This is a genomic window from Rhizobium sp. T1470 (genome assembly GCF_042140505.1).
Taxonomy (GTDB): domain Bacteria; phylum Pseudomonadota; class Alphaproteobacteria; order Rhizobiales; family Rhizobiaceae; genus Rhizobium; species Rhizobium favelukesii.
Window position 1 is genome coordinate 3,329,814 of sequence record NZ_CP148091.1, and the last position, 23,590, is coordinate 3,353,403.

The 23,590-nt window shown below is 60.9% G+C and carries 24 protein-coding genes; 15 read left to right on the forward strand and 9 right to left on the reverse strand.

The window, feature by feature from the left end:
- Nucleotides 1-101: 101 nt before the first annotated feature.
- Nucleotides 102-1,100 (reverse strand): transcriptional regulator FtrA, encoded by a 999-nt coding sequence (gene ftrA, locus WGT02_RS16825; protein WP_208249880.1) that lies wholly within the window; start codon nt 1,098-1,100, stop codon nt 102-104.
- 68 nt (nt 1,101-1,168) lie between these two features.
- Between ftrA and WGT02_RS16830 the strand changes: the two genes are divergently transcribed.
- Together WGT02_RS16830 and WGT02_RS16835 are read left to right on the forward strand one after the other, a co-directional pair.
- Entirely contained in the window at nt 1,169-1,582 is a 414-nt protein-coding gene (locus WGT02_RS16830; protein ID WP_024315706.1) for a rhodanese-like domain-containing protein, read from the forward strand.
- A 103-nt stretch (nt 1,583-1,685) separates the two neighbouring features.
- The gene (locus tag WGT02_RS16835; RefSeq protein WP_208249878.1) at nt 1,686-2,753 is read left to right on the forward strand and encodes a glycosyltransferase family 4 protein; all 1,068 of its coding nucleotides are present in this window, start codon (nt 1,686-1,688) and stop codon (nt 2,751-2,753) included.
- An 18-nt stretch (nt 2,754-2,771) separates the two neighbouring features.
- On the opposite strand, the gene WGT02_RS16840 is transcribed toward WGT02_RS16835, so the two are convergent.
- Nucleotides 2,772-3,425 (reverse strand): TetR family transcriptional regulator C-terminal domain-containing protein, encoded by a 654-nt coding sequence (locus tag WGT02_RS16840; RefSeq protein WP_024315705.1) that lies wholly within the window; start codon nt 3,423-3,425, stop codon nt 2,772-2,774.
- Between the two features lie 303 nt (nt 3,426-3,728).
- Here WGT02_RS16840 and WGT02_RS16845 point away from each other — a divergent pair, with 303 nt between their 5' ends.
- On the forward strand, nt 3,729-4,982 hold the full coding sequence (locus WGT02_RS16845) for a Zn-dependent hydrolase (RefSeq protein WP_208249876.1): 1,254 nt from the start codon (nt 3,729-3,731) through the stop codon (nt 4,980-4,982).
- A 77-nt stretch (nt 4,983-5,059) separates the two neighbouring features.
- A complete protein-coding gene (gene hydA, locus WGT02_RS16850; protein WP_208249874.1) occupies nt 5,060-6,514 on the forward strand; it encodes a dihydropyrimidinase in 1,455 nt (484 codons plus the stop codon).
- Between the two features lie 12 nt (nt 6,515-6,526).
- On the opposite strand, the gene WGT02_RS16855 is transcribed toward hydA, so the two are convergent.
- Nucleotides 6,527-6,940 carry a cupin domain-containing protein gene (locus WGT02_RS16855; RefSeq protein ID WP_208249872.1) on the reverse strand — a complete coding sequence of 138 codons (414 nt, stop codon included), beginning with the start codon at nt 6,938-6,940 and terminating at the stop codon, nt 6,527-6,529.
- A gap of 53 nt (nt 6,941-6,993) precedes the next feature.
- On the opposite strand from WGT02_RS16855, the gene WGT02_RS16860 reads away from it, so the two are divergent.
- The 7 genes from WGT02_RS16860 to WGT02_RS16890 all read left to right on the forward strand — a co-directional run bounded on the left by WGT02_RS16860 (nt 6,994) and on the right by WGT02_RS16890 (nt 16,605).
- The gene (locus tag WGT02_RS16860) at nt 6,994-7,824 is read left to right on the forward strand and encodes an ABC transporter ATP-binding protein (protein WP_051166682.1); all 831 of its coding nucleotides are present in this window, start codon (nt 6,994-6,996) and stop codon (nt 7,822-7,824) included.
- Nucleotides 7,825-7,860: 36 nt separating this feature from the next.
- The gene (locus WGT02_RS16865) at nt 7,861-8,745 is read left to right on the forward strand and encodes an ABC transporter permease (RefSeq protein ID WP_024315701.1); all 885 of its coding nucleotides are present in this window, start codon (nt 7,861-7,863) and stop codon (nt 8,743-8,745) included.
- Nucleotides 8,742-9,869: an ABC transporter permease gene (locus tag WGT02_RS16870; RefSeq protein WP_208249870.1), complete on the forward strand. Its 1,128-nt coding sequence runs from the start codon at nt 8,742-8,744 to the stop codon at nt 9,867-9,869. Before WGT02_RS16865 ends, WGT02_RS16870 begins: the two co-directional genes overlap by 4 nt.
- A gap of 56 nt (nt 9,870-9,925) precedes the next feature.
- Nucleotides 9,926-10,897: an ABC transporter substrate-binding protein gene (locus tag WGT02_RS16875; RefSeq protein ID WP_208249868.1), complete on the forward strand. Its 972-nt coding sequence runs from the start codon at nt 9,926-9,928 to the stop codon at nt 10,895-10,897.
- Nucleotides 10,898-11,286: 389 nt separating this feature from the next.
- Entirely contained in the window at nt 11,287-12,477 is a 1,191-nt protein-coding gene (locus tag WGT02_RS16880; RefSeq protein ID WP_024315698.1) for an efflux RND transporter periplasmic adaptor subunit, read from the forward strand.
- A gap of 10 nt (nt 12,478-12,487) precedes the next feature.
- Complete coding sequence (locus WGT02_RS16885; RefSeq protein WP_024315697.1) at nt 12,488-15,781, forward strand: efflux RND transporter permease subunit; 3,294 nt, start codon at nt 12,488-12,490, stop codon at nt 15,779-15,781.
- A 143-nt stretch (nt 15,782-15,924) separates the two neighbouring features.
- On the forward strand, nt 15,925-16,605 hold the full coding sequence (locus tag WGT02_RS16890; RefSeq protein ID WP_024315696.1) for a Crp/Fnr family transcriptional regulator: 681 nt from the start codon (nt 15,925-15,927) through the stop codon (nt 16,603-16,605).
- On the opposite strand, the gene ureG is transcribed toward WGT02_RS16890, so the two are convergent.
- From ureG to WGT02_RS16910, 4 genes are all read right to left on the reverse strand, one after another.
- Nucleotides 16,606-17,217, reverse strand: coding sequence for an urease accessory protein UreG (ureG, locus tag WGT02_RS16895; protein WP_024315695.1), 612 nt, complete (start codon nt 17,215-17,217; stop codon nt 16,606-16,608).
- 103 nt (nt 17,218-17,320) lie between these two features.
- Nucleotides 17,321-17,992, reverse strand: a complete 672-nt coding sequence (locus WGT02_RS16900) for an urease accessory protein UreF (RefSeq protein WP_208249866.1) — start codon at nt 17,990-17,992, stop codon at nt 17,321-17,323.
- A gap of 6 nt (nt 17,993-17,998) precedes the next feature.
- Nucleotides 17,999-18,475 (reverse strand): urease accessory protein UreE, encoded by a 477-nt coding sequence (gene ureE, locus WGT02_RS16905; protein WP_208249864.1) that lies wholly within the window; start codon nt 18,473-18,475, stop codon nt 17,999-18,001.
- Nucleotides 18,476-18,570: 95 nt separating this feature from the next.
- A complete protein-coding gene (locus WGT02_RS16910) occupies nt 18,571-19,410 on the reverse strand; it encodes a GGDEF domain-containing protein (RefSeq protein WP_208249862.1) in 840 nt (279 codons plus the stop codon).
- A 435-nt stretch (nt 19,411-19,845) separates the two neighbouring features.
- Between WGT02_RS16910 and WGT02_RS16915 the strand changes: the two genes are divergently transcribed.
- Complete coding sequence (locus WGT02_RS16915; protein ID WP_208249860.1) at nt 19,846-20,781, forward strand: HEPN domain-containing protein; 936 nt, start codon at nt 19,846-19,848, stop codon at nt 20,779-20,781.
- A gap of 259 nt (nt 20,782-21,040) precedes the next feature.
- Here the strand turns inward: WGT02_RS16915 and WGT02_RS16920 are convergent, their stop codons facing one another.
- Together WGT02_RS16920 and WGT02_RS16925 are read right to left on the reverse strand one after the other, a co-directional pair.
- Nucleotides 21,041-21,577 (reverse strand): hypothetical protein, encoded by a 537-nt coding sequence (locus tag WGT02_RS16920; RefSeq protein WP_197901936.1) that lies wholly within the window; start codon nt 21,575-21,577, stop codon nt 21,041-21,043.
- Nucleotides 21,519-21,863: a helix-turn-helix domain-containing protein gene (locus WGT02_RS16925; protein ID WP_197901937.1), complete on the reverse strand. Its 345-nt coding sequence runs from the start codon at nt 21,861-21,863 to the stop codon at nt 21,519-21,521. Before WGT02_RS16925 ends, WGT02_RS16920 begins: the two co-directional genes overlap by 59 nt.
- 275 nt (nt 21,864-22,138) lie before the next feature.
- Between WGT02_RS16925 and WGT02_RS16930 the strand changes: the two genes are divergently transcribed.
- The 3 genes from WGT02_RS16930 to WGT02_RS16940 all read left to right on the forward strand — a co-directional run bounded on the left by WGT02_RS16930 (nt 22,139) and on the right by WGT02_RS16940 (nt 23,573).
- Nucleotides 22,139-22,537: a hypothetical protein gene (locus WGT02_RS16930; RefSeq protein WP_024315689.1), complete on the forward strand. Its 399-nt coding sequence runs from the start codon at nt 22,139-22,141 to the stop codon at nt 22,535-22,537.
- Nucleotides 22,538-22,560: 23 nt separating this feature from the next.
- Nucleotides 22,561-23,031 (forward strand): hypothetical protein, encoded by a 471-nt coding sequence (locus WGT02_RS16935; RefSeq protein WP_208249858.1) that lies wholly within the window; start codon nt 22,561-22,563, stop codon nt 23,029-23,031.
- Nucleotides 23,032-23,234: 203 nt separating this feature from the next.
- On the forward strand, nt 23,235-23,573 hold the full coding sequence (locus WGT02_RS16940) for a DUF2147 domain-containing protein (protein ID WP_024315687.1): 339 nt from the start codon (nt 23,235-23,237) through the stop codon (nt 23,571-23,573).
- The last annotated feature ends 17 nt before the right edge of the window (nt 23,574-23,590 follow it).

The following is a 23,590-nucleotide window of genomic DNA, read 5'->3' on the forward strand; positions in this document are numbered from 1 at the left end:
TGATTCACCTCCAACCGCAGTGAATCACACCAATACCCTCGTGAAAACCCCACTCGATTCTCAATTCAAGTGCGATGCTCTAGAAGGCCAATATCAGGGCCTCAACCGCGGCCGGTCGCAAACATCTTCCGATAGGCCCCCGGGCTCGTGCCCAACCGCTTGCGGAAGTGATGGCGCATCGTCGCCAGCGTCCCAAAGCCGCTGGAAGCTGCGATGTCGTCGAGGGATGCGCCGATCTGTTTCTCCAGCAGCTCGCGCGCATGGCGAAGCCTCTCGCGCAACAGCCATTCACCGACGCTGATCCCGGTGGTGCTCTCGAACCGGCGCTGAAAGGTTCGCTGGCTCATCCCGGCTTTCGTCGCGAGCAGGCTGATCGGCTGCTCCTCATCCAGCCGCTGCCGCATCCACTCGATCAGCGGGCCGAGCCGGATGCCCTCGCGCTTCTGCGGCACCGGCGCCTGGATGAACTGCGCCTGCCCGCCCTCGCGATGCGACGGCAGAACCAGGCGCCGCGCGACGCTGTTGGCAGCCTCCGTGCCGAAATCGCCACGAACCACATGCAGGCAGAGATCGATACCGGCGGCGCTGCCTGCCGCCGTCAGGATACTGCCCTCGTCCATGTAGAGCACGTCGGCATCGAAGCTGATATCGGGGTAGCGTTCCGAGATCGAGGCGACGTAGCGCCAATGCGTGGTTGCCCGCCGATGGCCAAGCAACCCGGTGGCGGCAAGCACCGCAACACCGGAGCAGAGGGACATGATCCGCGCACCACGCTGATGGGCTGAGCGCAAAGCATCGATGACTGCCTCGGGAACCTCTGCATCGATCGCGCGCCAGCCAGGCACGACGATCAAATCCGCCTCCTCAAGCACCTCCAACCCATGATCGACGGAAACTGTCAGCCCGCCGGCGGCACGAAGCGGTCCCGGCTCTATCGCGCAGACCGAATAGCGATACCATCCCTTGCCCATTTCCGGACGCGACAGACCGAACACCTCGTAGGCAATGGCGAACTCGAAGGTGCACAGGCCGTCATAGGCAAGCACCGCGACATGGGGTCCCTTCAGCGCATTTGGCATGATCTTTACGCGAACCGTCATTCTGGCCAATTTCGCCAAGCCATAACATCGGCGATGGTCGGCGGCAACTCGAACCGAAAGGACATGCCATGCCAAGCTTCGTCGCCGAAACCCCTGCCCTCTCTCCGGAGGCCACCGCCGCCTACTATGCCCGCAAGCTCGCCTTCGAGACCGATTGCTGGGACGTCCACGCATCGCTTTCCGCCGGCAACAGTGGCTTCGTACTGCTGGACGTTCGCTCTCCCGCACTTTATGCCGCCTCCCACGTACCGGGTGCCATCAACCTGCCGCACGGCAAGATGACGGCGCATCGCATGTCGCAATGGCCCGCAGATACCCTGTTCGTCGTCTATTGCGCCGGCCCGCATTGCAACGGCACCGACAAGGCCGCTCTCCGCCTCGCCAGGCTCGGGCTCCAGGTGAAGGTCATGATCGGCGGAATGACCGGCTGGGCCGACGAGGGGTTTGCCTTCGACAGCAGCCCGGCGACGGCGGCCGCCTGACGCAAGGTTCGCTGCACGGCCAGTGCATTGGACCGGCGCGAGGGAGATTGTATTTTCCTGCGCCGGTGCGATAGTCGGGAGGCGCAAAGAGGTAGCCTCCCGCATGACATGTCATATCGTTGCGATCGGCCAGTTGCCTCCGCCACAAAACGGCTTCTCGCACGCGACTAAAAGCATGATCGTGCTGCTTTCGGAAGCAAACAGGGTCACGGTTTGCAATGTCGCCCCGCCGACCGGCAAGCTGTCGCTGCTGAAGCATCCGATCAAGTTCAGTCGCGTCCTCAGCGCCTGTCTCCAGCTGTTGCGCGATCGCAAGCATGGCAACAGGATCTGCTATCTCGCCTGCGAAGGCGGCTCTGGCCTGATCTACACGTCGCTGATCGTGCTGTTTGCGAGGCTCCTTGCCTATCCCGTCTACCTGCACCATCACAGTTTCAGCTACATCGATAGGCCGAGGTTGCTGATGCGATCCATCCTGACGCTCGGCGGCCGCCGGCTGCGACACATTTTCCTGTGCGACATCATGCGAGACGACTTCACCGATGCTTATGGCCGCCGCACGCAGAGCAGCCTGATCTCCAATGCGGCCCTCGTTGCAGCGCAGGAAGAACGGGACGAGCCGAAGGACCGCAGGCATCTCGTGATCGGCATGCTCAGCAATCTCCGCCGCGAGAAAGGGCTGGACACCTTTCTTGATCTCGCACGGCAAGCGCGGAATGAGAGCTTGCCGATCAGGGCAATCCTTGCGGGTCCGGCCGGCGCCAGCGAACGCGCCGCCATCGATGCCGCCGCCGCAGAACTCGGCGATACGCTGGACTATCGCGGCCCGCTATATGACGCCGCGAAATCGGCCTTCTACCGCGAGGTGGATGTGTTCGTCTTCGCCACGACCCATGGCAACGAGGCGCAGCCGCTGGAGATCTTTGAGGCGAAGGCGGCCGGAAACGCGGTCATCTCCTTCGACCGCGGCTGCATCAGGAAGCAGCTCGACGAAAGCGACCTTCTGATTCCCTCGGGCGGCGAGTTTGTACCGACCGCGTTGGCGTGGTTATCGGCCATGTCACCGGAGCCAGCGCTCGAAACAAGACGGAAGGCGATCCAGCAAGCCTATAAAACCCGCCACGCCAAGGCGCGCGCTGCCATCAACTCACTCTTGAATTTCGACGAATGATGACGCGATGCCACGACATCATGATGCGCCAGGCACCGGCTTGACCTTCAGCCCGTCGATGAACAGCTGCTCGAGAAAGCGCGCCGCATCGTCGAAGCGACCGGCGCCTGCATGGTGCCCGAGCACCGCCCTCACCTGAACGTCGAAGTCGGCATAATGCTGTGTCGTCGACCAGATCGAGAAAATCAGGTGGTAGGGATCGCACCTGGCGATCTTCCCTGCTTTCGCCCAAGCACGAATAACTTCGGCCTTCTCGTCCACGAGTTCCTTCAGCGGTCCTTTCAGTTCGTCTTCGACATGCGGCGCGCCCTGCAGCATCTCGTTGGCGAAAAGCCGGCTTTCGCGTGGGAAATCGCGGGCCATTTCGAGCTTACGCCTTATGTAGCTGCGGATCTCGCTTTCTGGATTACCCTCGGCATCGAAAGCTCTCAACGGCTCCAGCCAGGTAAAGAGCACGCGGTCGATCAGCGCCCGGTGCATCGCTTCCTTGGTGCGGAAATAATAGAGCAGGTTCGGCTTCGACATGCCGGCGACTTCGGCGATCTGATCAATCGTGGAACCGCGAAAGCCGCTCACCGAAAACACGTCGAGCGCGGCTTCAAGAATCTGCTCTTCCTTCTCTTCCTGAATGCGCGTGCGCCGCTGAGTCCTGGCTGCTCTCGGGATTGCCATGTCGATCTTGTTTCCCCTTCAAATTCAACCATTTCACTCAAGATTGAACCGGTATGGGCCGCTCGCCGCAAAAATGGGCAGATGCCGGTGATTTTGTCTGTATTTTTCCTGATTTTCGTCTTGAGCCCAGCGCCGGAAGTTGTAATGTTTACCAATCGGTCAAATTATCGATCAGATGCAAAACAAAGGCAACTGGCGATTTTCCGGCGCTAACAAGACAAACAAGAGCGCCGAGAAACTGACCACGGGAACAAGCGGGCATGCGCGCTGCATGACCGCGAAAACAGGGTGAGGGCTTTAGACATGGTGGCAGCACCAGGCGAGAACATGCGCGTCAACGGGGATCGTCTTTGGGACAGCCTCATGGACATGGCAAAGATCGGCCCGGGCATTGCTGGCGGCAACAACCGCCAGACCTTGACGGACTCCGATGCCGAGGGGCGCAGCCTTTTCAGGACATGGTGTGAAGACGCAGGCCTGACCCTCGGTATCGACAAGATGGGTACGATGTTCGCGACCCGTCCGGGCACCGATCCGGATGCACTGCCGGTCTATGTCGGCTCGCATCTCGATACGCAGCCGACCGGCGGCAAATATGACGGCGTGCTCGGCGTGCTTGGCGCTCTCGAAGTCGTCCGCACCATGAACGACCTCGGCATCAAGACCAAGCATCCGATCGTCGTCACGAACTGGACCAACGAGGAAGGCGCACGCTTCGCACCGGCCATGCTCGCCTCGGGTGTCTTCGCCGGCGTCCATACACTGGAATATGCTTACGAGCGCAAGGATCCGGAGGGCAAGACCTTCGGCGACGAGCTCAAGCGCATCGGGTGGGTTGGCGACGAAAAGGTCGGTGCGCGCAAGATGCACGCATATTTCGAGTACCACATCGAACAGGGGCCGATCCTCGAAGTCGAGAACAAGCAGATCGGCGTGGTCACGCACTGTCAAGGCCTCTGGTGGCTCGAATTCACGCTGACTGGCAGGGAAGCCCATACCGGCTCGACCCCGATGAACATGCGCGTCAACGCCGGGCTCGCGATGTCACGCATCATCGAAATGGTGCAGACCGTGGCGATGGAGAACCAGCCGGGCGCCGTCGGCGGCGTCGGTCAGGTTTTCTTCACCCCCAACTCGCGCAACGTCCTGCCTGGCAAGGTCGTCTTCACCGTTGACATCCGCTCCCCCGATCAGGCGAAGCTCGACGGCATGCGCGCCAGGATCGAGAAAGAAGCACCTGACATTTGCGAAGCACTCGGCGTCGGTTGCGCGATCGAGGCGATCGGCCACTTCGCGCCGGTCACCTTCGATCCGACGCTCGTTTCGCGCGTGCGCGGTGCGGCCGAACGGCTTGGCTACAGCCACATGAACCTTATCTCGGGCGCCGGCCACGACGCCTGCTGGGCAGCAAAGGTCGCGCCGACGACGATGGTCATGTGCCCCTGCGTCGGAGGCCTCTCGCACAACGAGGCGGAGGACATCTCCAAGGAATGGGCAGCGGCCGGCGCTGACGTCCTCTTCCACGCCGTCGTCGAGACCGCCGAAATCGTTGTATAATCAAGGGCGGGATCATTCCCGCCTTTCTTTTACCGGCGGACGCAGAGCCGCGAGCAATCAATGCAAGGGATCTGATCATGAGCACAGTCATCAAGGGCGGAACCATCGTCACCGCGGACCTGACCTACAAGGCGGACGTGAAGATCGAGGGCGGCAAGATCGTCGAGATTGGCCCGAACCTCTCCGGCACCGAAACGCTCGATGCGACGGGCTGCTACGTCATGCCCGGTGGTATCGACCCGCATGTCCATCTCGAAATGCCGTTCATGGGCACCTATTCCTCCGACGACTTCGAAAGCGGCACCCGCGCGGGTCTCGCCGGCGGCACGACCATGGTTGTGGATTTCTGCCTGCCGGGACCGGAGCAGTCGCTGCTTGAAGCCCTGCAGATGTGGGACAACAAGACCAGCCGCGCCAACGCCGACTATTCGTTCCACATGGCGATCACCGGCTGGAACGAACGCGTCTTCAACGAGATGGAGACGGTCGTCAGGGACAAGGGCATCAACACCTTCAAGCATTTCATGGCCTACAAGGGCGCGCTGATGGTGAACGACGACGAGATGTTCGCCTCCTTCCAGCGCTGCGCCGAGCTCGGCGCACTGCCGCTGGTTCACGCAGAGAATGGCGATGTCGTTGCCTCGATGACCGCCAAGCTTCTCGCCGAAGGCAACAACGGCCCCGAGGCACACGCCTATTCCCGCCCGCCCGAGGTCGAAGGCGAGGCAACCAACCGCGCCATCATGCTCGCCGACATGGCCGGTGTGCCGCTCTATGTCGTGCACACCTCCTGCGAGCAGGCTCACGAAGCGATCCGCCGTGCCCGCCAGAAGGGCATGCGCGTCTATGGCGAGCCGCTGATCCAGCACCTCACGCTCGACGAAAGCGAATATTTCGACAAGGACTGGGACCATGCCGCCCGCCGTGTCATGTCGCCGCCCTTCCGCAGCAAGCAGCACCAGGACAGCCTCTGGGCGGGCCTGCAATCCGGCTCGCTGTCGGTGGTGGCAACTGACCACTGCGCCTTTACCACCGATCAGAAGCGCTTCGGCGTCGGCAACTTTGCCAAGATTCCGAATGGCACCGGCGGCCTCGAGGACCGACTGCCGATGCTGTGGACCCATGGCGTGAACACCGGCCGTCTCACGATGAACGAATTCGTAGCGGTCACCTCGACCAACATCGCCAAGATCCTCAACGTCTATCCGAAGAAGGGCGCGATCCTCGTCGGTGCCGATGCCGATATCGTCGTATGGGATCCGAAGCGCTCGAAGACGATCTCGGCCAAGTCGCAGCAGTCGTCGATCGACTATAACGTCTTTGAAGGCAAGGAAGTCACCGGCCTGCCGCGCTACACGCTGACGCGCGGCGAAGTGGCGATCGAGGAAAGCACGGTCAAGACCACGGAGGGCCACGGCCAGTTCGTCAAGCGCGAACCGTTCCAGGCAGTCAACAAGGCGCTCTCGACCTGGAAGGAGCTTGTGGCGCCCCGCAAGGTCGAACGATCCGGCATCCCGGCGACGGGAGTCTGATCCTTGACATCGTCACCCCTGTACCAGCCGATCAAGCTCCGGAAGCAGAACGACGCTTTCCTGCTCGTTCGGATCTGTGCGGGCGATGATCGCGGTGCAAGGGGTGCCGCTGAGGTTGGCAGGCAGATGCGGCACACCGGCGGGGATATAGAACAGCTCGCCGGCGTGAACGACGACATGATGCTCCAGCGCGTCGCCATACCAGGTGTGAGCCTCGCCGGACAACATGTAGATCGCCGTTTCGTGCGCCTCATGCAGATGCGCCTTGGCGCGCACGCCGGGCGGAATCGTCATAAGATGCATGCAGATGCCCTTGGCGCCGACCGTCTCGGCCGCGATGCCTTCGAAGTAGCTGAGCCCTTGCTTGCCGTCATAGGCATGACTGGGACGCACAATGTGACAGATGGGCTTTGATGTCGCGTCCATCGTCATCCTCCATGGACCTTGCCGGAACAATGAAAACCGCTACTCATACTATCATGCAAACCGCACAAGCGCGGGGAAAACAGGATACACAATCATTGACGCAAGCTGCCTCCGTCGTATCCGCCAAGGACCTCTGTCTGACCTACGATGCCAGCGATGCTCCTGTGCATGCGCTGACGAACGTCAATCTCGACGTGCGCAAGGGCGACTTCGTCTCCTTCATCGGCCCGTCCGGTTGCGGCAAGACCACTTTCCTGCGCGTGATAGCTGATCTCGAAAGAAAAACATCGGGTGAAATCACCGTCAACGGCATGACGCCGGAGGAAGCGCGCAAGGCCCGCGCCTACGGCTATGTCTTCCAGGCACCGGCGCTCTACCCCTGGCGCACCATCGAGAACAACATCGCCCTGCCGCTCGAAATCATGGGCTATGCCTTCGCCGACCAGAAGAAGCGCATAGCCGATGCGCTTGACCTCGTGAACCTTTCCGGTTTCGAGAAGAAATTCCCCTGGCAGCTTTCCGGCGGCATGCAGCAACGGGCCTCCATCGCCCGCGCACTCGCCTTCGATGCCGACCTGCTCCTGATGGACGAACCCTTCGGCGCGCTCGACGAAATCGTTCGCGACCACCTGAACGAGGAGCTTCTGAAGCTCTGGGCGCGCACCAACAAAACCATCTGCTTCGTCACCCATTCGATCCCAGAAGCGGTCTATCTCTCAACCAAGATTGTCGTGATGTCCCCTCGCCCCGGTCGCGTCACCGACGTCATCGACTCGCCGCTTCCCAAGGAGCGGCCGCTGGATATTCGCGAATCGCCCGAGTTCCTTGAAATCGCCCATCGCGTGCGCGAGGGCCTGAGATCGGGGCACAGCTATGAGCACTAAGGCATTGGGAGTTAAAACCGGTGCGCGGGGGCGCTCATGAGGCCAGATACTCTTAAGGATCGGATAGTCCCCGTCCTCACAATCCTGTTGGCATTGATCGCGATCTGGTACGTCGCGGCAGTGCTGATGAATGCCTCCTTCCAGCGCGACATGGATCAGCGCGCCAACCAGACGCCGGGAACGGTGGAATTCGTCGAAAAGACGCTGTCGCAGCCGAAGCCGCTGCTGCCGGCACCGCATCAGGTGGCGCAGAACGTCTTCGAAAATACCTTCCTGCGCAAACTTTCGAGCAACCGCAGCCTGGTCTACCATAGCTGGGTCACGCTCTCGTCGACGCTGCTGGGCTTCGGCTTCGGCACACTGCTCGGCATCGTGATCGCCGTCGGGATCGTTCACATCAAGGCGCTCGACCGCAGCCTCATGCCGTGGATCATCGCCTCGCAGACCGTGCCCATCCTGGCGATCGCCCCGATGGTGATCGTCGTCCTCGGCGCGGTCAACATTACCGGCCTCGTGCCGAAGGCGCTGATCTCGACCTACCTTTCCTTTTTCCCGGTCACCGTCGGCATGGTGAAGGGGCTGCGCTCGCCGGAGGTGATGTTCCTCGATCTGATGCGGACCTATAACGCCACAGCCGCGCAGACCTTCTGGAAGCTACGTGTTCCCGCCTCCGTGCCGTTCCTCTTCACCTCGATGAAGGTCGCGATCGCTGCAAGCCTTGTCGGTGCCATTGTCGGCGAGCTTCCGACCGGCGCCGTCGCCGGCATCGGTTCGAAGCTGCTCGCAGGCTCCTACTACAGCCAGACAATCGATATCTGGGCGGCGCTTGTCGCAGGCTCGGTGCTGGCAGCAAGCCTGGTCGCCATTGTCGGCCTCGTCGCGAAGATCGTCGATCGGTCGATGGGCGGGAGGCCGGCATGAAACAGATGACCTTCTCATGGCAGGGCGTTGTTGTCCTGGTGCTGGCCGCCATTGCGCTCGTGACGCTGCCGATCATGGGCGCAGGCGCGCCTGAGGCGGTTTCGTCGGCGACCGTTGGGCTGACGATCGCCCTGATCGTCGCCCTCGCCTTGGTTTCCTTCGCGCCCTTGCCGAAGCTTTATGTTGCCGGCGCTTTGCTGATCGGTGCGCATTGGGCCGCCTGGGTGCTGCTTTCAAGCGTGACCGGCAACGAGGGCCTGGCGACCAAGTCCCTCTTCCTGCTGATGGCCGCCTGCTGGCTGCTCGCCTGGCGCTGCGTCACCGAGCTTTCGGAGATGAAGCCGGTCTCGAATTTTGGCCGCTCCTTCCTGCGGCTGCTGATTCCGGCAATCTTCGGCGCCTGGATCCTGATCCTCTGGGAAGCGCTGACGCGTGGCGCCGGCATCCCCTTCGTGCTGCTGCCGCCGCCGAGCGCCATCGGCGTCAGGATCGCCGGCTCTCTGCCGATTCTGGCCGACGACGTGCGTCAGACGATCTTCAAGGCAGTGTTTTCCGGCTACGTCATCGGCTGTGGCGCAGGCTTTGCCGTCGCCGTCCTTGCCGATCGCGTCGCCTTCCTGCGCCGCGGCCTGCTGCCGATCGGCAACATGGTGTCGGCGCTGCCGATCATCGGCGTGGCGCCCATCATGGTGATGTGGTTCGGCTTCGACTGGCAGTCGAAGGCGGCCGTCGTCATCATCATGACCTTCTTCCCGATGCTGGTGAACACGGTCGCCGGCCTCGCCGCATCCGGTTCGATGGAACGCGACCTGATGCAGACCTACGCTTCGAACTACTGGCAAACGCTGCTGAAGCTCCGGCTTCCGGCGGCGATGCCCTTCATTTTCAATGCATTGAAGATCAACTCGACGCTGGCGCTCATCGGTGCCATCGTTGCGGAGTTCTTCGGTACGCCGATCGTCGGCATGGGCTTCCGTATCTCCACCGAGATCGGCCGCATGAATGTCGACATGGTCTGGGCCGAGATCGCCGTTGCGGCGCTGGTCGGCTCGATCTTCTATGGCGTCGTCGCCCTCGCCGAAAGGGCGGTGACTTTCTGGCATCCGTCTATCCGTGGTGGCTAGGCGTCGCTTTGTTCCCGCCAATGGGATTGGGGCATAACTTCAGAGGGAAAAAGAAAATGAAAAAACTGATTGTTGCGATGATGGCGAGCGCAATGTCGCTCGCAGCAGCCCAGGCGATGGCTGCCGACAAGGTGACGCTGCAACTCAAGTGGGTGACGCAGTCGCAGTTCGCCGGTTACTACGTCGCCAAGGACAAGGGCTACTACGAGGAAGAAGGCCTCGACGTTACCATCAAACCGGGCGGCCCTGATATCGCGCCGGAACAGGTGATCGCCGGCGGCGGTGCTGACGTCATCGTCGACTGGATGGGCGGCGCGCTCGTTGCCCGCGAAAAGGGCGTTCCGCTGGTCAACATCGCCCAGCCCTTCCAGAAATCCGGCATGGAACTGATTTGCCGCAAGGATGGCCCGATCAAGACCGAGGCCGATTTCAAGGGCCATACGCTGGGCGTCTGGTTCTTCGGCAACGAATATCCGTTCTTCGCTTGGATGAGCAAGCTCGGCCTGAAGACGCAAGGCGGTGCCGATGGCGTAACCGTGCTGAAGCAGAGCTTCGACGTACAGCCGCTGCTGCAGAAGCAGGCCGATTGCATCTCCGTCATGACCTACAATGAATACTGGCAGGCAATCGATGCCGGCTTCAAGCCCGAAGAACTGACTGTGTTCAACTACACCGCCATGGGCAACGACCTGCTCGAAGACGGTCTCTACGCGTCTGAAGACAAGCTCAAGGACCCGGCCTTCAAGGAAAAGATGGTCAAGTTCGTCAAGGCTTCGATGAAGGGATGGAAATACGCAACCGAAAATCCTGACGAAGCAGCAGGAATCGTCGTCGATGCCGGCGGCCAGGACGAAAACCACCAGAAGCGCATGATGGGCGAAGTTGCCAAGCTGATCGGCGACGGCACCGGCAAGCTCGACACGACGCTCTACGATCGCACGGCCAAGGCCCTCCTCGACCAGAAGATCATCAACAAGGAACCGACGGGCGCCTGGACGCACGACGTCACGGACGCTGCTTCCAAGTAATCAGCGGCTGAAACGACGAAACGCGCGGAGCTTCCGCGCGTTTTGCTTTTTGACGAAAAAGTTCGCGTTCCATGTCGCATCGGCCATGGCTCGCGCGTCATATGGAGGCGATGGGCGATCAACTATCGGAATGCTTGCATAACCGCTCAGTGATTGATCTGCATCGCAATGGTAATTATTGTGTTCAAAATGAGGAATTATTTTCTGCCGGGCTTGCACGATGGGCAAATCGCTACCACGTACAAACCGAATTTGCCGGACGAGGGACTTCTTAAGTAAGGGTCGGCGAAGGACGCGGAAATACTTTCTGAGAACACCAATACGGGAACCGGCCATTCGCGAGCTGATGACAACGCGCGAGTCTGACCGAGCAAACTGGATGACGACGCATGGCACGCACGCCTGTTAAGATACTTCGCGCCTCAACCCTGCTGATCGCGGCAGCTGTTGCTTCGGCAGCGTTTGCCCAAGAACAGCCGGTCGCAAAGCCGCAGCAGAACCTGCCGGCAATCGTGGTGACGAAGGCGTCCACCCGCACCCTCGTCGACCGCGTTGTTGCGACCGGTACGGTAAAGCCTGTCGAGGAAGTTTACATTCAGCCTCAAGTCGAAGGATTGTCGGTCCGCACGTTGAATGCCGATGTTGGCGACAGGGTTCAAGCCGAGAGCACGCTGGCGACCCTGAACGACGACGCACTCATCCTGCAGAAGAGCCAGATGCAGGCCACGAAGGCCAAGAACGAAGCGAGCCTTGCGCAGCTTCGCGCTCAGTTGATCGAAGCGCAGGCCAATGCAGAGCAGGCGCGCCAACAGCAGGCACGCGCCCAGGAAATGGGCAAGAAGGGCACGGTTTCCACGGCGACCGTCGAGCAGGCGGATGCCGCAGCGGCTTCGGCCAATGCCCGTGTCGATTCCGCAAAGCAGGCGATCCAGGTGGCCGTCGCGGAGATCAGGGTGACTGAGAGCCAGATCGCGGATGCCGATCTGAAGCTGGCGCGCACCGACGTCAAGACGCCGGTCGGCGGTACCGTCGCAGCCAAGAACGCCAAGATCGGCGCGATTGCACTCGCGACCGGTGATCCGCTCTTCACGATCATTCGCGACGACAAGATCGAGCTGGTAGCGGAAGTGGGTGAGAGCGACATCGTCAAGGTCCAGCCCGGCCAGAAGGCCACTCTCTCGCTCTCCGGTAGTCGCGAGAAGGTTACCGGCTCCGTACGCCTGGTTTCGCCAACGGTCGATCCGCTCACACGCCTCGGTTTGGTCCATATTTTGATCGATGACTCCAGCAAGGCACGTTCGGGCATGTACGGCAGCGCTGACATAGTCGTGCGCACCACCGAAAACGTGGCGCTCCCGGTCTCAGCCGTGCTGTCGGGCAATGAGGGATCCTCGGCCCGCAAAGTCGAGAACAGCGTCGTCAAGTTTGCCAAGGTCGAAACCGGCATCCAGGACGGCGCCTATGTCGAGATCATCAAGGGATTGAAAGCCGGCGACGAGGTCGTAGCCAAGGCGGGCGCCTATGTCCGTGACGGCGACCGCATCACGCCGGTTCGTGAACAGCCACCGATTTCCAACTGAGAGACGGCCGATGAACTTTTCAGCCTGGTCTATCCGAAATCCAGTCGCATCGCTTCTGGCGTTTGCACTGCTGCTTTTCGTCGGCATCCAGTCGTTCAACAAGCTGCCGATCACGCGTTTCCCGAATATCGACGTTCCGCTCGTTTCCATCGTCGTGACGCAGAGCGGCGCTTCGCCCGCCGAGCTCGAGATGCAGGTGACGAAGGAGATCGAGGACGCCGTTGCCAGCATAACCGGGATCGATGAGATCCAGTCGACGGTGACAGACGGCCAGTCGCAGACGGTCGTCATGTTCCGTATGGAAATTCCGACCGAGCAGGCCGTTCAGGACACCAAGGACGCGATCGACCGCATCCGCAGCGACCTGCCGGCCAATGTCGAGGAACCAATCGTCTCGAAGATCGACGTCGAAGGCCAGGCGATACAGACCTTTGCCGTCTCCTCGCCTGATATGACACTCGAAGAACTCTCCTGGTTCGTCGATGATACCGTCAAACGCGCCCTGCAGGGGCAGGCGGGCATTGGCCGCGTTGACCGCTACGGCGGCGCGGACCGCGAAGTGCGCATCGAGCTCAATCCCGACAAGCTCAACGCCCACGGCATCACCGCCGCGAGCGTGAACCAACAGCTGCGCGGTACGAACGTCGATCTCGGCTCCGGCCGCGGCCAGGTGGCGGGTAGCGAACAGGCGATCCGCGTGCTCGGCGATGCCCGAAATGTCGCGGAACTCGCCAACACGACGATCGCGCTGCCGAACGGTCGGTTCGTCAAACTGTCTGACCTCGGCGCCATCAAGGACACCTATCAGGAGCCAAAGTCCTTCTCGCGCTTCGATGATACGCCTGTCGTCACCTTCGGCGTGTTTCGATCGAAGGGCGCCAGCGAAGTCAGCGTCGCGGAAACCGTGGCCAAGAGCCTCGAGAAGGTGCGCGCCGAAAACCCCAACGTCGGCATCGAGCTGATCAGCGACTCCGTCTACTTCACCTACGGAAACTATGAAGCGGCCATCGATACGCTGATCGAAGGCGCGGTGCTTGCGATCATCGTCGTCTTCCTGTTCCTCCGGAACTGGCGTGCAACGTTGATTTCGGCAGTCGCATTGCCGCTGTCGGCGATTCCGACGTTCTGGATCATGGACCTGATGGGCTTCTCGCTGAACCTCGTCAGCTTCCTGGCCCTGACGCTCGCGACAGGTATTCTCGTTGACGATGCGATCGTCGAAATCGAGAATATTGCCCGTCATATCAAGATGGGCAAGACCCCCTATCGCGCGGCAATCGAGGCCGCCGACGAAATCGGCCTCGCGGTCATCGCAACGACGTTCACGATCATTGCCGTGTTCGTGCCGGTGTCGTTTATGCCCGGCATCCCGGGTCAGTACTTCATTCAGTTTGGTCTCACGGTCGCCTTCTCCGTCTTCTTCTCGCTCATGGTGGCACGCCTCATCACGCCGATGATGGCTGCATACCTAATGCGTGCGGAAGACGGCATCGAAGACCATCACGACAATGATGGTCGCTTCTTCCGCGGCTACACGCGCCTCGTGCGCGCCACGACCCGGCGGTGGTGGACCCGCTATGCGACGTTGATCGCGGCAATCGCCTTCCTCGTCGGCTCCGTCATGTTGCTTGCGCAGGTGCCCGGCAGCTTCCTTCCGCCGGAAGATGCATCGCGCATCGTCCTATCCGTAGAGCTGCCGCCGAACGCGACGCTCGACGATACCGAAGCGACGACGAATGCGATCTACAAGGACGTGAAGGATATCGATGGCGTTGAAAGCGTCTTCGTGCTCGGCGGCGCTTCGCCGAAGGGCGACCTCGAACTGCGCCGCGCGACCGTAACATTGACGCTCCATAAGCTCGACCAGAGGCTTTCGAAGAAGCTGGTCGACGACTTCCTTGGAGCGCTGCCGATCATCGGACCGCACCTGCCCAAGGTGGATCCAAAGGGCCGTGTTCGGCCGCAGTGGGATATCGAGAAGGAGGTCTTTTCCAAACTCCGCCATATCCCTGATGTGCGCATCTTGAAACTCAACGATCGCGGCGAGCGTGACCTTTCGTTCAACTTCCTCTCGAAGAACGAGAAGGACCTGAACGACGCTGTGGGTATCCTGGAATCAAAACTGCGAGCCGATCCGCTGCTGGCGAACGTCAGCGCCGAGGGCGCCCTGCCCCGTCCTGAACTTCAGGTCCGTCCACGCAAGGACCAGGCTGCCCGTCTCGGCATCACCCCGCAGCAGATCTCCGAGACCATCCGCGTCGCCACCATCGGTGACATTGATGCAGCCCTCGCCAAGATCAACCTGGACGATCGCCAGATCCCGATCCGCGTACAGGCGTCGCTCGATATGCGCCGCGATCTTGCCGCCCTGCGGGCGCTGAAGATGCAGACGGCGAGCGGCGGCACCGTGCCGCTGTCCACCGTCGCCGACATCGACTATTCGGAAGGCGTCAGCTCGATCAAGCGCAACAACCGCTACCGCGTCGTCTCGATCGGGTCCGACCTGCCGCAGGGCGTGGCACTCGACACGGCATCCGCCCGGTTCCGGCAGATCGTCAACGAGGCCAAGGTTCCTCCGACGGTTCAGCTGGCCGAAAGCGGCGACACGAAGGTGCAGACGGAAATGCAGCAGAGTTTCGTCAACGCCATGTTGATGGGCCTGATGCTGGTGCTGACGGTGCTGATCCTCCTGTTCAAGGACGTGATCCAGCCCTTCACCATCCTGTTTTCGCTGCCGCTTGCGATCGGCGGCGTGGCAGTCGGCTTGCTCGTCACCCAGAACCCGCTCTCGATGCCTGTCATGATCGGCATCCTGATGCTGATGGGGATCGTCACCAAGAACGCGATCCTGCTCGTCGACTTCGCCATCGAGATGCGTCATCGCGGCATGGAGCGCGTGGAAGCCATGGTCGAAGCGGGCCGCAAGCGCGCCCGCCCGATCATCATGACCTCGATCGCGATGTCGGCAGGAATGCTGCCCTCAGCGCTCGGCGTTGGCGAAGGCGGTGCTTTCCGTGCGCCGATGGCGATCGCGGTGATCGGCGGCATCATTGTGTCGACAGTACTTTCGCTGGTCGTCGTGCCCTCGTTCTTCCTGATCATGGACGATCTGTCGCGCTTGCTTGCCTGGATGTTCGGCCGTCTGGTGGGCAGGAAGGACAAGGAAGACCTGGCAATGTCCCGCGAAGAGCTCACCCAGGCTGTTGGTGCCCTCGAAGGCCGGGTCACCGCAATCGAGACCCCGGAGGGCAAGCGCGGCAAATCAGGCAATGTCGTGCGCCTGCCGCCTTTCGCAGCGGAGTAGCCGCTCAAACCAAAAGCCGGGGCAACTCCCCGGCTTTTTATTGGCCGACGTTTGATCGAGATCAAGTTCTGAACCTCGTCTCCCGGTTACCCTTGCCAAGTATCAGGTAGGGGCGGCACGTGCCGCACCGCAGGGAGAAACAGATGCCCAGAGCTTTGAAACTCAGCAGCGCGCAGCAAGCGATGCTTGGTGGTGCGTTGATCGCGTCCAGCCTTGATCGGCATGAGCAAGATGCACTGCTGTCGTGCGCGGTGGCGGTGCGCTACGAGCCGCAGGACGTTCTCTTCCGTGAGCACGACAAGGCACGCTACTTCTACTGCGTGCTAAACGGCTACGTTCGCCTCTATCGCGGCTCGCAAGACCGCGAAGCGGATATCAGTATCTGTGAGCCGGGCGACAGCTTCGGAGAATGTCTCGTGCTCGCCGGCGAAGGATATAATTATAGCGCCCAGGCAATGGAACACGCGATCCTTGCCCGCTTCGACATCGCGCAGGTCAAAGCGTTGCTCGACCAGCGGCCGCGTATTGGCGGCGCGATCGCGCGCAGCCTTTCGCAGCATTTGCTTTCGACCATGGAATGCCTGGCGCGGGATCGCATGCAGACAAGCCCGCAGCGCGTCGCGCATTATCTCTTGGCGCACTGCACCAATGAGGGTACGCGGGCCTCCTTGCGCCTGCCGTTCCAAAAGAGCCTTCTGGCGCGAAAGCTGGGTCTGGCGCCGGAGGCGCTGTCGCGTGCTTTCTCCACCTTGCGCACATCCGGCGTAAGCGTTTGCGGCCGCGCCATCGCGATCGAGGATATCAATGTGCTAAGGCAGGTTTAGCTATAGGCCGCCCTGTTCCTTCAGGAAGCTTACGATGGAACTGACGCCATCGCCGCGCTTCATGTCGGAGAAAACGAAGGGCCGTGCCTGGCGCATCCGTGTCGCGTCGCGGTCCATGACATCCAGGTCCGCGCCGACATAGGGAGCCAGATCCTTCTTGTTGATGACAAGAAGATCCGACTTGGTAATGCCGGGGCCGCCCTTGCGCGGGATTTCCTCGCCCTGGCAGACGGAAATGACGTAGATCGTGATGTCAGCCAGATCAGGAGAAAAGGTGGCAGCCAGATTGTCGCCTCCCGACTCGATGAAAACGACATCGAGATCGGGGATCCGCTCGTTGAGGCCAGCGATGGCCTGCAGGTTGATTGTCGCATCTTCACGGATTGCAGTGTGCGGGCAACCGCCCGTCTCCACGCCAACGATCCGATCCGACGGCAGAGCCTGCATGCGCATGAGCGCTTCGGCATCCTCGGTCGTATAGATGTCGTTGGTGACGACCGCCACCGAATATTCGTCGCGCATCGCCTTGCAGAGCTTGGCGGTCAGCGCCGTTTTGCCGGAGCCGACCGGTCCGCCGATGCCCACACGCAACGGCCCGTTTCCTGATTTCATGTTCTGAACTCCAATAACAGCCGATGATAGCGTGCCGACCGGAGGGCGGCCACCGGCAAATGACGCAGGTCGTGACGGCTGGCGGCGACCTGCCCGATCCCGGTCACGATCGAAAGAGCCGCGTCGACTGCGTCTCGTGGCGCAGCGACATGATATCGGCCTGGATGGTCGCCGCTCCAAGATCGTCGAGCGTGGACGTGGCCGACCGCTTCGCAATCCGTGCGATATCGCCTTCAAGGCGCGCCAGGATGGCAACACCGTCCTTCTGCCCGGCAACGCCGAGACGGATGCCTGCGGAAACCGCCTGCGAGAGATAGGCATGCAGGAATGCCGCAATCGCCCTCTCCGATGCGACCTTATGCGCACCCGCCACAGCGCCCAGTGCAACCGGATATGCCACGTGTTGCGGCAATCGATCGAACACCTCATCCGGCCAGGCACGGGCGGCAGCGACAAACGCGTCGCCAAGCAGCATCGTCTCCTGATGACGCTCGCGCGCGCCAGCAAGTGCTTCAGCGAGCTCCGCCAGTTCACCAAGCCGGTCGCGCTGCCCGTGGCAGCGGTGGCTCTCGGCAAGGAGGACTGCGTCGTTCCACACCACCCCGCGCTCGATGAGGTTCAACGCCCACGTCGCAAGCGAATGAGCGTCGGTGACCAACCGATCGTGAACGGCCCGCTCCAGACCACCTGAATAGGCGAAGGAACCGATGGGGAAGGCCGGCGACAGCCACGCCATCAGCCGCAGCAAGGCCTGCAGGTCGCCATCCTCCGTCATGTTCGCTCAATCGTGCGAGTGATGGGCATGATCATGACCGTGCGCGTGTGCGTGGGAATGGTACGCGCCGCGGGCGGGCTGAAACGGCTCGGCAACCTCCCGGACCGTCGCACCAAGCCCTTCGAGCATGGAGCGGATCACATGATCCCGCAGGATGAGGATGCGGTCTTCCTCGATCTGTGCGCCGAGATGTCGATTGCCGAGGTGCCATGCGAGTTCGATCAGGTGCAGGCGGTCCCTGCCCTTGACCTCGAAGAGCTTCTCTTCGGCCGCCACGATCTCGATGAGTTCGCCGTCATCGAGAACCAGCATATCGCCACTTGCAAAAAGCACCGGCTCCTTGAGGTCGAGCATGACCATCTCGCCGGTTTCGAGATGGAGCAGCTTGCGCCGCAAATGCCGCAGATCGTGCGGCAGAACCACTTTTCCGATCGGGGTGGAGGAGGGTGTGCCGGCAGGCAGGTAGGAAGTAACGCGTTGCATGACGTGTCCAATTCGCTTGAGACTGCGACCATGCAAAATCGCCCCGCGCGATGCAAGAAGGAATGCGGCCGGAAGGGTATGCTGCCCGACTTTCCTCAGGCCAGTCGCGCTTCGTCACAATCCGCGCTCATCGCGCGCGCAGCTGCAGCGTCCTGCGGCAGATGCCTGCGCCAACCCGGATGCAGTCCCTCGTTCTCATGCACGACACGGTTTCGACCGAGCGCCTTTGCCAGATAGAGCGCCTTGTCAGCGGCTGAATAGGCTCCCGCCTTGCCCCGTCCCCCACCAAGTTCGGCAATGCCGGCGGAAACCGTTATGGCGACCACGCAATTGTCGGCCGCAATGGGCTTTTCCGCCAAGCGTGCGCAGACCGACTGCACTTTCTCAATCCGCTGCGCCTGCGAACCACCGACGACGATCGCGCCGAACTCTTCGCCGCCCAGCCTCGCCGCGACGGAGCGCCCGTCGAAGGCGGCGGCGAGAATAGCGGACACAGCGACGATCACGGCATCGCCGCAGGCATGGCCGAAACGATCATTGATGGCCTTGAACCGATCAACGTCGAAGATGGCAAGGCAGGCGTCCCCGTCGGCCCGCTCCAATGCCTCGGTGAAGGCACGCCGGTTAAGGAGACCTGAGAGTACATCGGTACGGCTCAGCTGCTCGAACTCCGCGCGCGAGACGCTGAGTTGGTGCATCGCGTGACCCGCCACCAGCGACAACACACTGGAAACAGCCCCGCCAATCAGCCACGACAGCACCACGCCATCGGCGAGCGGCACGGGCAGCACCCCCATCCAGTCGAGCGGCGGCAATATGAGGAGGATCACGACCGACGACAGCGTCACCGCGAGGAAGCTCATCTTGAGAGCGAACACGTAAATTGTGTGGCGATCCTGAAAATCGCCAAGCTCCGCCTGGAGTGAAATTCTCATGCGAATCGACCTTCTTGCCCACCGCCAAGCCCATTGCTTAGAGGCCAACTGCTGCCGAGTTCTTAAGTGAATTGTTAAGATTTGAACGAGTTTAGTGAATTGATCGACGGCGGGAAAATGCCCGAAAACGCGACGTTTTCAATGATGAATCGCGCTGCGAGCGCTGGAATTCAAGCAATTGATTTTACAATACTTTTCCAACGACGGTGCTGCGATTGTCCGATTGCGGACAGGACGCCCCAAGGTGGAACACGTCAAAACGTCAATAGCCTCATCAACTGCATCAGTCGAGAGCGACGCGCCTCCCAGATGGCGCCTGGATACGGATAGGGGGCGCAATACGAATGTATCGTGCACTGAGCGCATCCTTGGATTGTGCGCATGGAAAGAATCCCGTAAAAGGATTTAGTGTGCAATCATGATGGAACCGCTACGATGGACGCGATTCTGACTGAAGGCTTTGATGCGGCTTTGACCCTGACCGACCATATCGAGCACCTGCCGGACAGGAAGCGGCGTGAACTGGCGCGCATCATCGAGATCCTGTTTGCCGAGGTCGAAGCCTTCCAGGCAAGCAAGCTGTCGGCCAAGCGCAATGCCGGCAGGATCCTGATGGTCCTCCTCTATGGATCTTACGCCCGCGGTGACTGGGTCGAGGATCACTTGAGCGGCTATCGCTCCGACTACGATCTGTTGATCGTCGTCAACAGCAAGACCTTCGCGGAGGAGCAGGAACTCTGGGAAGGCATCGAGGAGCGGCTGTTGAAGGAGCAGATCGCTCATCACATCGAAACACCGGTCGTGCCGATCGTCCACACGCTGGCTGATGTCAACGACCAGCTTTCCCGCGGTCGCCCCTTCTTCGTCGACATCGCCAGGGACGGCATCGTCCTCTACGAAGAGCCCGGCCATCCGCTGGCGCAACCGAAGCCGCTGACGGCGGAGGACGCCAATACGGAAGCGAAAGCTAATTTTGATCAGTGGTTCCCTGATGCCGTCGAATTTTTCGGCATCGCAGAATATTGCGGGGGACGGGGCAACTACAAACTGGCGGCCTTCAATCTGCATCAATCGACAGAACGGCTATATCATTGCCTGCTGCAGTCCCTGACCCTTTACAGCCCCAAATCCCATCGTCTGAAGGTTCTTCGCTCTCAAGCCGAAGGGCTGGATATCAGGTTGGTTGAGGCGTGGCCGCGCGACAGCCGGTTTTCACGACGCTGTTTCGAGTTGCTCTCGCGGGCCTATGTGGAAGCGCAATATTCGTCGAAATACACAATCACCAACGAGGAGCTCGCCTGGTTGGTCGAGCGCGTGAAGGTGCTGCAGGATCTCGTAAAGGCAGTTTGCATGGAGCGGCTTTCGTTGTAGCCGCGAATGGGCGCCTTGGGATCCCATCAGGGGTGAGTAGCGGCCTGCACCGTGGCAGAGTGAGGTCGCTAGAAAACTCTCTGGAGGCCAATCATGCCGATGACAGCAGATCAATCTCACGCGCAGACCGCTACTCACCCCTGATGTGAAGGGATACGAACTGCAACCAATATCTGTTTTTCTCAAGGCGCTGAAAAACCAGCTATCTGCGCGCAACACCACCATTCCTTTTATCGCAGGGAAAAATCGTCGCGGTTGCTCATTCGGTCAGGATTCCCCGGCCTTTCGCTTCTTTGGGCGGCTGGTGCAGCGCGATCGGTTCCGCCGGATAGACCTGCTGGAACCGGCAGTGGGTCTGGCACCAGGCGGCGGCCGGTGGGGACAGCCAGCCGGTCATTTCCAACATGCTGTCGTAGCGCTTCGGCAGGTTCCACATGATGACCGGCTCGTGATGGGCGATGAGATTCCGCAGGCTGCGGATTTGCGCCAGCGGGCCGGAGAAATCCTTTCTTCGCAACCCCTTTCCGTCCGGCTTGCGGCCGATCTTGTGCAGGGTTGTCTGCCACAGCGTTTCATAGTCCTTGCCGAACATCGCAGTCCAGAAGCTGAATGTCAGGGCGGCGACGATCCGGCCGGGCGTCGGCTCCTTTTTGCCTTCCTCAATATCCTGGATGGCCTTGGCGAGCTGTTCGGGCTGCCATCCACCGAGCAGCAATCCCTCCTCGTGAAACCAGCTTTCATTGATAGCTTCGGTCATGATGGCATCGGTGCGGTTCCGCAGCGCCACTTCCAGCATCTGGAGCGGCGTAGATATTGCTGTTCCAGTCCACGGCAGCCGTCTTGCGCATTTCGCGCCTGATATAGCCAGCCCTCTCCAGGGCGCGCATATTGTTCTGGATAGTCTTCTCCGTGACATCCATACGATTCGCCAATTCCTTCTTGGCCGGAAACGGCTTGCGCGTCGGCTCGTGCCAGTAATCCAGGAGCTGGATGATGATGTTCATCTGCATCGCATTGATGCCAAGACGGCGCTGCGCCTGGATCAGGATAGAGGGGATGCCGGCGTAACCGTGGCTATACACGGCCTTGACCCAGATGCGCTCCGTTGAGGAAGGCTACTTGGCTGCGGGCTTGGGAAAGTTGATGGCTTCTGCATCGGTAGTCGTGGCGCTCATGGTTATTCCGGGTCGCGCTGACGTTCCTCTTCCCCAAGTAAACATATCTTCCGAGACAGCGGCCGCTCACCCGTAGCATACGGTAACATACTATCTGCATCGGAGCCTTCGCTGCCATGGTGTGTGCGATCTCGCTGCAAAGAGAGCGAGAACCGATCTCGAAACACAAGGGACACAAGCGAATGAAAGTCCTCAAGAGCACCGCCCACCTGCTTGCGGCAATCTCGGTTCTGATGCTGGTCTCCGTACCGATCCTCGGTCCGTCACCGGCCGAAGCAGGACGGGCGGCGGCGTGCGGCCCGAGAGGCTGTGCTGCGGCCGGATGCGGGCCAAGCGGTTGCGCAGCCGGAGCCGTCCGACGTCCTCCCGGTTATCGTCCGGTACCGCACCGCGGCGTGGTCGTCGTCGCACCGCATCGCTACTGGAGGCCGGGCGGTGCGATTGCCGCGGGTGCTGCGATCGGCTTCGTTGCCGGGGCGACGGCGGCCTCGATCGCCGGAACGCCACCCAAGCCCGGCTATTGCTGGTACTACACGACTCCAGCCAAGACGACCGGCTTCTGGGACGTGTGCCCCTCGTAATACAGCCAGATCGAGAAAATCCTATGACGACTTCGCGGGCGCGATATTCGTGGCTGCTGACGACACAGGCGATTGGCTCTGCATCCTTGCTGAGCCAATGCTATCCCCTGTACTCCCGAATGCTGGATGATCCAGGGCATGTGCAGGTATACGCCGATACGCCTATGGTTTCGGTTATTGGGCTCAGCATAGCACTGGTGCAATTCGCGCACTGGTATCGGGCATTCAAGGTTCCCGTGCCGTTCAGGGACGCTAACGTTGTCCTTGGTCAGCTTGTCCTGTTCGCCAGCCGCCTCACCTTCATCATCGCCAGTGCGCTGTTTTCCTTGGTGCTATTTCGACATCTGCCGGAAGCCGATTTTGGACAGCCCTGGGGCTATGTCTGGCGCGGCCTTCTCCTCCTGGCGGTCTTGTTTTCCGTTTTCTGTTTCACCACCGAATTGGAGCGCCTCGGGGTGGCGTTTCGCGGACAGGAGAAAACAACAGGCGATTGATTCGGTTCGAATCGCTGCGACGGACGTGGCGCGCGCCACCGTCAGCCGTGGCTGGGCCGGTCGCGCAGGCTTGGCCGCCAAGAATATGGCGGCGGCCGAGGCTCGCTCATCGAGCACCGTCCGCAACAGAACATACCAGATGTTACGGGCTTTCGCCGGCGCCACCGTGTAGTTGTTGAGCGCAGTCACGTGAAGGAGAAGTCATGAAGCGCCTACTCATAGCCATCGCGGCATTTGCGGCAATTGCCAACATCGCATATGCACAAGATCCGATTGTTGGAAACTGGAGGACCGAGCTTGGAGATACCGCCGAAATCGCTTCCTGCGGCAGCGGCTATTGTATCACCCTGAAATCGGGCAAGCACGCCGGCAAGCAGATCGGCACCTTCGGAGGTAGGGACGGCAGTTACGAAGGCAAGATCACCGATCCGGGTGCCAACAAGACCTATAACGGCTCCGTGACTGTCTCAGGTAACGCGCTAAAGCTGAAGGGGTGCGTGTTGAAGGTCGTGTGTGAAGCGCAAACGTGGCCTCGCCTCTGAGAAGAAAGCCTGGGTGT